2 protein-coding genes are annotated in these 7596 nt (G+C 77.5%); both read left to right on the top strand.

The window, feature by feature from the left end:
• Positions 1 to 2203, top strand: a 2203-nt coding sequence (locus tag RM779_RS28325) for a type I polyketide synthase (RefSeq protein WP_311620620.1), incomplete at its 5' end; no start/stop codon positions are given.
• Positions 2204 to 2260: 57 nt separating this feature from the next.
• The gene (locus RM779_RS28320; RefSeq protein ID WP_449657309.1) at positions 2261 to 7582 is read left to right on the top strand and encodes an SDR family NAD(P)-dependent oxidoreductase; all 5322 of its coding nucleotides are present in this window, start codon (positions 2261 to 2263) and stop codon (positions 7580 to 7582) included.
• Positions 7583 to 7596: the final 14 nt, after the last annotated feature.

Genomic DNA, 7596 nt, shown 5'->3' with positions numbered 1-7596 from the left:
GGCGTTCCGGGGGTTGCGTGCGGCGTGGCGGCGCGGGGAGGAGATCTTCGCGGAGGTGCGGCTGCCCGAGGAGCGGCACGGCGACGACTTCGACCTGCATCCGGCACTGCTCGACGCGGCCCTGCACACCAGCCTGCTCGGCGGGGTGGACGAGGTGCGGCTGCCGTTCTCCTGGACCGGGGTGGCCCTGCATGCCACGGGCGCGACGGCCCTGCGGGTGCGGCTCACGCCGACCGGCCCGGACACCATGAGCCTGGCCCTGGCCGACGAAACGGGCGCGCCCGTCGCCACGGTCGAGTCCCTGGCGGTGCGGCCGGTGCGGGCGGAGCAACTGCGCGACGTGGTCGGGGAAGCGCTGTTCGGCGTGGACTGGGCCGAGGTGCCGCCGGCGCCCGCCGACGCGGCGCGCCAGGCGCCGGTCGAGTCGGCCGAGTTGCTGCCCGGGGAGCCGGCGCCGCCCGCCGTGGTGGTGCGGTGGCTGCCCGAGCCCGGCGGCGGCCCGGCCGAGGCGGTGGTGCGCGCGGTGGCGTTGCTTCAGGAGTGGCTCAGGGACGAGCGGTTCGTGGCCAGTCGCCTGGTGTGGGTGACGCGCGGTGCGGTGAGCGTGTCCGAGGGCGAGGACGTCACGGATCTCGCGGGCGCGGCCGTGTGGGGAGCCGTGCGGTCCGCCCAGGCCGAACACCCGGGCCGGATCGTGCTCGTCGACCTCGATGTCGCCTCGGCCGACGGGGGTGGGGAGCCTGCGGCGCTGCCGTCGGCCCTGCCCCTGGAGGCCGAGCCGCAGCTCGCCGTTCGCGGCGGGCGGGTGCTGGCGCCGCGTCTGGCCCGGCTGCGGCGGCCCGCTGCCGCGCCCGCCGGGCCGGGACTCGGCGGCACGGTGCTGATCACCGGCGGGACGGGAACGCTGGGCGGCCTGGTCGCCCGCCACCTCGTGGAGGCGCACGGCGTGCGGCACCTGCTGCTGCTCAGCCGCCGCGGGCCGCGGGCGGCGGGCGCGGACCGGCTCGCCGCCGAACTGACCGGTCTGGGTGCCGAGGTGACGACGGTGGCGTGCGACGCCGCGGACCGCGACGCGCTGGCGGCCGTGCTCGACACCGTTCCGGCCGACCGCCCGCTGGCCGGGGTGGTGCACGCCGCAGGCGTGCTGGACGACGGCGTCCTCGGCTCGTTGACGCCGGAACGGGTGCGTGCGGTCGTCCGCCCGAAGGCGGATGCCGCCCGCCACCTGCACGACCTGACGCGGGACGCGGACCTGTCGATGTTCGTGCTGTTCTCCGCGGCGGGCGGCGTGCTGGGCGCGGCGGGGCAGGCCAACTACGCGGCGGCGAACGCGTTCCTCGACGCCCTGGCCCAGCGCCGCCGGGCGCTGGGTCTGCCCGCCGTGTCGATGGGCTGGGGCCTGTGGGAGGCCGTGAGCGGGATGACCGGCGGCCTCGACGGAACGGACCGCGCGCGCATGCGGCGTTCCGGGGTGCTGCCGCTGGCTTCGGCGGACGGCCTCGCGCTGTTCGACGCGGCTCTCGCCGAGGGACGGCCCGTCGTGCTGCCCGTCCGGCTGGATCTCGCCGCGGTGCGCGAGGCACAGGAGCCGCCGCCGCTGCTGCGCCGACTTGTCGACAAGGCCGCCCGGCGCGTGGTGCGGGCTCGGGCGGCGGGGGCGGGGGCGGAGCGCGACGCGGCGGGCATCCCTGGCGGACTGGCGGAACTGCCCGCCGCGGAACGGGCGGAGGCGCTGGTCGACCTGGTGCGGTCGCATGTCGCGACCGTTCTCGGGCTCGCCGGTCCCGGCCAGGTGGATGCCGGCCGCGGCTTCCTGGAGTCGGGGTTCGACTCGCTCCGCGCGGTGGAGCTGCGGAACCGGCTGGGTACGGCGACCGGGCTGCGGCTGCCCGCCACGTTGATCTTCGACTTCCCCACGACCGCCGCGCTGGCCGCGCACTTGGACGCGCAGTTGGCGCCGGAGCCGGCGGCCCCGCCGGTGCTCGCCCGCCTGGACGGTGTGGAAGCCGGTCTCGCCGGCCTTTCACCCGACGATCCGGTCCGCGGGCTCCTCGCTGCCAGGCTCCGGAGCCTGCTCACCCGACTCGGCGAGAACGGCGAGAACGGCGAGGACGGCGAGGACGGCGGCGGTTCAGGAGAGATCGAGGCCGCCGGCCTGGAGGAGATCTTCGACATCGTCGAGAACGAACTGCGCAACTCATGACGTGCCGCATGCGCCGGGCGCGGACTCTTCGTCGCGAAGGAAGGGCTCAGGGTCAACATGACGAGTGACGAGAAGGTGCTCGACTACCTCAAGCGCCTGACCGCCGACCTGCGGAAGACCCGTCAGCGGCTGCACGAGGTGGAGGCGGCCTCCAGCGAGCCGGTGGCGATCGTGGGCATGGCCTGCCGTTTTCCCGGCGGCGTCCGGTCCCCGGAGGACCTGTGGCGGCTGCTCGCGGACGGAACGGACGCGATCTCGGAGTTCCCGGCCGACCGCGGCTGGGACGAGGATCTGTACGACCCCGATCCCGCCCGGCACGGAAAGGTCTCCGTGCGGGAGGGCGGCTTCCTGCACGACGCGGACCGGTTCGACGCGGCGTTCTTCGGCATGAGCGCGCGGGAGGCGTCGGCCACCGATCCGCAGCAGCGGCTGCTGCTGGAGACGGCGTGGGAGGCGTTCGAACGCGCCGGGCTCGATCCGGCGGAGCGGCGCGGCAGCCGCACCGGGGTGTTCGCCGGGGTGATCTACCAGGACTACGCCTCGCGGCTGCGCCGGGTGCCGCCGGAGTACGAGGGGTACGTGGGGAACGGCAGCACGGGCAGCGTCGCCTCCGGGCGGGTCGCCTACACGTTCGGCCTCGAAGGTCCGGCCGTCACCGTGGACACGGCCTGCTCCTCGTCGCTGGTCGCCCTGCATATGGCCTGCCAGTCCCTACGGCAGGGCGAGTGCTCCATGGCGCTGGCCGGCGGGGCGACCGTCATGGCGTCCCCCATGGCGCTCGTCGAGTTCAGCAGGCAGCGGGGCCTCGCCGCGGACGCGCGGTGCAAGGCGTTCGCGGGGCAGGCGGACGGCACCAGCCTGGGCGAGGGCGTCGGGCTCCTGCTGCTCGAACGGCTGTCGGACGCGCGCCGCAACGGGCATCGCGTTCTGGCCGTGATCCGCGGCAGTGCCGTCAACCAGGACGGCGCGAGCAGTGGCCTGACGGCGCCGAGCGGCCCGGCACAGCAGCGCGTGATCCGCGAGGCCCTGGCGAACGCCCGCCTGTCTGCGGCCGACGTGGATGTGGTGGAGGCGCACGGCACGGGCACGTCGCTCGGCGACCCGATCGAGGCGCAGGCCCTGCTGGCGACGTACGGGCAGGAACGGCCCGCGGGGCGGCCGTTGTGGCTGGGCTCGGTCAAGTCGAACATCGGCCACGCGCAGGCCGCCGCCGGGGTGGCCGGGGTCATCAAGATGGTGATGGCCCTGCGCCACGCCACGCTGCCGGCCACGCTGCACGTCGACCGGCCGACGCCCGTCGTGGACTGGTCGGCGGGGGCGGTCTCCCTGCTGACGGAAGCGCGGCCCTGGCCGCGCGGCGTGACGCCGCGCCGGGCCGGCGTCTCGTCGTTCGGCGTGAGCGGCACCAACGCCCATCTCGTGATCGAGGACGCGGCGCCGACCGCGCCGGAAGGGCCAGGCGACGACGGTGTCGGGAGCGGGCCGGTCGCCGTGCCGTGGGTGCTGTCCGGCCGTACCGGGGAGGCGCTGCGCGCCCAGGCGGAACGCCTCGCCGCGCATCTGGCGGACCGGCCGGGCGCCACCGCGGCCGGGATCGGCGCGGCCCTGGCCCGCACCCGGGCCGTGTTCGAGCAGCGCGCCGTCATCGTGGGGACCGGCCGCGCGGACCTCGTGCGCGGCCTCGCCGCGCTCGCGGCGGGCGGCAGCGCGCCCGGCGTGACGTCGGGCGCGGCGGGGGAGGCGGGGAAGGTCGTATACGAGTTCCCCGGCGGCGGCGCGTGGTGGCCCGGCTCCGCGGCCGGACTCCTCGACGCCGCCCCGGTGTTCGCGCGGCGCTTCGCCGAATGTGCCGCGGCGCTCGCCCCGCTGACGGACTGGTCGCCGCAGGACGCGCTGCGCGGCGCGCCCCGCGGGGAGGCCGTGGCCGGGCCGCTGCGGTGGGCCGTGCTGGTCTCCCTGGCCGAGCTGTGGCGCGCGCACGGCGTGCACCCCGCCGCCATGGCGGGTGACGCGGCCGGTGAGATCGCCGCGGCCTGCGGTACGGGCGCCCTGCCGCTGGCGGCGGGCGCCCGCGCGGTGGTCTCCGGTACCGCGCCGCCCGCCGCGGTACCGGCCGCGCAGACGCCGTTCCACCGCACCGACACGGCAGACGCCGCCGCGGTGCTGCACCGGCTGCGGGAACGCGGACACCGGGTGTGCGTCCGCCTCGGCCCGGAGCCGGAGCCGGAGCCAGAGCCGGAGCCGGAGCCGGGCGAACGTGACGCCCCCCGAACGCTGACCGTCAGCTCCCTCCGCCCCCTCGGCACCGGCGGACCCGCCGCGGGCGGCGCCGAATCTGGCGGCGTGCCCCACTTCCTGACCGCCCTGGCCGCCCTGCATGTCCACGGCGTGCCGGTGGACTGGTCCGCCGCCTTTCCCGGCCCCGGCCCCGGCCCCGGCCATGCCCATGCCCATGCCCATGGCCACGGCCCGGCCGCGTCGGCCGACCTGCCGACCTACGCCTTCCAGCGCGAGCGGTACTGGCTGGCGGACGGCGCTCCCGCGGCCGACGTGGCCCCGGCGGGGCTGCGCGCGGCGGGCCACCCGCTGCTCACCGCGGCTGTCGAACTCCCGGACTCCGAGGCACTGTTGTTCACCGGTCGCCTCTCGCTGCGCACCCACCCCTGGCTGGCCGACCACGCCGTGCGCGGCGACGTTCTGCTGCCAGGCGCGGCCTTCGTCGACCTTGCGCTGTGGGCGGCGGAACGTGGTGGCTGCGCCCTGGTCGAGGAGCTGACGCTCCACGCCCCGCTGGTCGTTCCGCCGTCCGGCGGCGTGCTGATCCGCCTCGCCGTCGGCGCGCCCGACGCGTCCGGGCGCCGCGAGGTGAGCCTCCACGCGCGGCCGGACGCGGCCGGGCGGCCCTGGACGAGGCATGCGGTCGGGACGCTGGCGCCCGGCGGCCCTGACGGCCCGTCCGATCTGATGGCGTGGCCGCCGGACGGCGCGCGGCCGGTCGACACCGGCGCCGCCTACCGGCGTGCCGCCGAGCGCGGCTACGCCTACGGGCCCGCGTTCCAGGGGCTGCGCGCGGTGTGGCGCCGCGGCGAGGAGGTCTTCGCCGAGGTCGCCCTGCCGCGCGGGCAGCGCGACGACGCGCGGGACTTCTGCCTGCATCCGGCGCTGCTCGACGCCGCGCTCCAGTCCTGGGCGGTCGGTGCGCCCCCGGCCGCCGAGGACGGCACGCGGCTGCCGTTCACATGGCGCGGCATCACCGCTCGCGCCGCCGCGGGCGCCGCGGCGCTGCGGGTGCGGCTGGCGCCGCGCGGCGACGACGCGCTGACGCTGGACATCGCCGACGCCTCCGGCACGCCGCTGGCCCGCGTCGACACCGTGGTGCTGCGCCCGGTGCGGCACGCCGACGGCCCGCGGAACGTGCGCGACGCACTGTTCCGGCTCGACTGGCAGGCCGTGCCCGCCGGTTCGCCGTTCACCGGCCGGGCGGGGCTCCTCGGTACCGACGGGCGCGGCGCCCTGCCGCCGCTGGCCTGCCTCACCCCGTACGCGGATCTCGCGGCGCTGGGCGCCGACCCGCCGGACGTGGCGCTCGTTCCGCTCCAGGTCCCGCCGGGCGACATGCCGTCGGCGGTGCGGGCCGCGACGGCCGCCGCCCTGCGGCTGGTGCAGGACTGGTCGGCCGACGCGCGGCTCGCGGCGACCCGTCTCGTGCTGGTGACGCGGGGGGCCGTGGCCGCGGCGGCGGGCGAGGACGTGGACCCGGCGGTCGCGGCGGTGTGGGGCCTGGTGCGCTCGGCGCAGGCCGAGTACCCGGGCCGGTTCGCGCTGCTCGACCTGCCGGGCGAGCCGGTTGGGCCGGGTGGGCCGGGTGGCCGGGGCGGCGACGAGGCCGCGGCGGTGTCCGCGGCCCTCGCCCCGGACGAGCCGCAACTCGCCGTGCGCGGTGGGCGGCTGCTCCGGCCGCGGCTGGCGCCGGTGGCGTTCCCGGGTGGCGCGCCCGCGCCGCCGGAGCCGGACGGCACGGTGCTGATCACCGGCGGAACGGGGACGCTTGGCGGCCGCGTCGCCCGCCACCTGGCCGCGCGCGGCGCGCGGCACCTGCTGCTCACCAGCCGCGCGGGCGAACGGGCGCCCGGCGCCGCCGCGCTCGTGGCCGAGCTGCGCGCGCTGGGCGCGGAGGCGACGGTGGTTTCCTGCGACGTGTCCGACGGTGACGCGCTCGCCCGGCTGCTCGGCGGGCTGCCGCGCCCCCTGACGTGGGTGGTGCACGCGGCCGGCGAGCTGGACGACGGCGTCGTGGAGTCGCTTACCCCGAAGCGGCTCGCGCGTGTGCTGCGGGCCAAGGCGGACGCGGCCTGGCACCTGCACCGGCTGACGCGCGACCACGAACTCCGCGCGTTCGTGCTGTTCTCCTCCGCCGCGGGCACCCTCGGCTCGCCCGGCCAGGCCAACTACGCGGCGGCGAACGCGTTCCTCGACGCCCTCGCCCAGTGGCGGCGCGCCCGCGGCCTCCCGGCGCTGTCCCTGGCCTGGGGCCTGTGGGAGGAACGCAGCGCGCTGACCGGCGGCCTGGACGGCACCGGCCTGGCCAGGCTCGGCCGCGGCGGTGTGCTGCCGCTGTCCACCGCGGACGGCCTCGCTCTGTTCGACGCGGGCTGTGCGCTCGGCGAACCGGCGCTCGTTCCCGTGCACCTGGACCCCGACGCGCTGCGCGCCCGCGCGGAGCCAGGCCGGGTGCCCGTCCCGCTGCGGCACCTCGTCGAGCCCGCGCCCGCGCCCGGGCCCGAGACGCGGCGTGACGCCCGGCCCGAGACACGGCGCGACGCCGGGCCCGCCGCACAGCCGCTGCCGCAGCGGCTCGCCGCCCTGGGCGACGCGGAGCGCGAACGCGTCGTCCTCGACCTCGTGCGCACCCACGCGGCGGCTGTGCTCGGCGAGGTCACGCCCGAGGACATCGAGCCGGGCCGCGGGTTCATGGACCTCGGTTTCGACTCGCTGACCGATCTGGAGCTGCGCGACCGGCTGGCGCACGCCACCGGGCTGCGCCTGTCCGCGACCCTCGCGCTCGACCACCCCAACGCGGCCCTCCTCGCCGCGTACCTCCTCGACGAGCTGAACACGGCCGCCGCGACCACCCCCGTCGGACCCGCGCTGGCCGAACTCGACCGGCTCGAAACGTACTTGACGCCCTTCGCCGGGGACGAGGACGCCAGGGAGGCCATCGCGCTGCGGCTGAAGGACCTGCTGGCCAGATGGGGCGGCGAGCGGGCCGCCGCGCAGCCGCACGACCTGGCCTCGGCTTCGGACGACGAACTGTTCGAGGTCCTGGACGGGCTGCGCGCCGAAGAACGGGCGGCCTCCCTGAACTCCCACACGCCTTAGGAGCTGGCTCAAGT

Origin of the sequence: Streptomyces johnsoniae (assembly GCF_031845565.1) — a bacterium.
In the GTDB taxonomy this organism is placed as follows: Bacteria; Actinomycetota; Actinomycetes; order Streptomycetales; family Streptomycetaceae; genus Streptomyces; species Streptomyces johnsoniae.
Note: the sequence above shows the minus strand (reverse complement) of the source record. Positions and strands in the feature narration are given on the sequence as shown.